The organism is Streptococcus sp. 27098_8_82 (assembly GCF_041431615.1).
GTDB classification, from domain to species: domain Bacteria; phylum Bacillota; class Bacilli; order Lactobacillales; family Streptococcaceae; genus Streptococcus; species Streptococcus sanguinis_K.
Map to the genome: position 1 here is coordinate 1 of NZ_JAPVYB010000020.1, position 651 is coordinate 651.

The 651-nt window shown below is 51.6% G+C and carries 7 tRNA genes; all 7 read right to left on the reverse strand.

The annotated features are described in order from the left end of the window. Positions 1-27: 27 nt before the first annotated feature. The 7 genes from O3627_RS11765 to O3627_RS11795 all read right to left on the reverse strand — a co-directional run bounded on the left by O3627_RS11765 (position 28) and on the right by O3627_RS11795 (position 649). Positions 28-113, reverse strand: a tRNA-Leu gene (locus tag O3627_RS11765). Between the two features lie 7 nt (positions 114-120). After that, positions 121-192 (reverse strand) — tRNA-Gly (locus O3627_RS11770). A gap of 14 nt (positions 193-206) precedes the next feature. Further along, positions 207-279 (reverse strand) — tRNA-Thr (locus O3627_RS11775). Between the two features lie 16 nt (positions 280-295). After that, a tRNA-Leu gene (locus O3627_RS11780) sits at positions 296-377 on the reverse strand. 5 nt (positions 378-382) lie between these two features. Continuing rightward, positions 383-455: transfer RNA gene (locus O3627_RS11785), tRNA-Lys, on the reverse strand. Positions 456-487: 32 nt separating this feature from the next. Continuing rightward, positions 488-560, reverse strand: a tRNA-Asp gene (locus tag O3627_RS11790). 16 nt (positions 561-576) lie between these two features. Continuing rightward, a tRNA-Val gene (locus tag O3627_RS11795) sits at positions 577-649 on the reverse strand. Between the last annotated feature and the right edge of the window lie 2 nt (positions 650-651).

Consider the following 651-nt stretch of genomic DNA (forward strand, 5'->3'; position numbering starts at 1 on the left):
CTTCTTCTACTGCCTCTTACAAGTCTATGCCGAGGACCGGAATCGAACCGGTACGATCGTTACCAATCGCAGGATTTTAAGTCCTGTGCGTCTGCCAGTTCCGCCACCCCGGCCGCCTCAAGCGAACGACGGGATTCGAACCCGCGACCCCCACCTTGGCAAGGTGATGTTCTACCACTGAACTACGTTCGCATCCTATTCAAAAATGCCGGCTACATGACTTGAACACGCGACCCTCTGATTACAAATCAGATGCTCTACCAACTGAGCTAAGCCGGCTCATTATTATCTTATATGCGGGTTAAGGGACTTGAACCCCCACGCCCTAAAGCGCCAGATCCTAAATCTGGTGCGTCTGCCAATTCCGCCAAACCCGCTCTTATGACCCGTACTGGGCTCGAACCAGTGACCCTTTGATTAAAAGTCAAATGCTCTACCAACTGAGCTAACGAGTCTCTTACTTTTATTGAAATCTTCTCGACTTCAACGGTCCCGACGGGAATCGAACCCGCGATCTTCGCCGTGACAGGGCGACGTGATAACCGCTACACTACGGGACCTATTCTTTTCAGAATATGGGAGTTAACGGGATCGAACCGCTGACCCTCTGCTTGTAAGGCAGATGCTCTCCCAGCTGAGCTAAACTCCCTT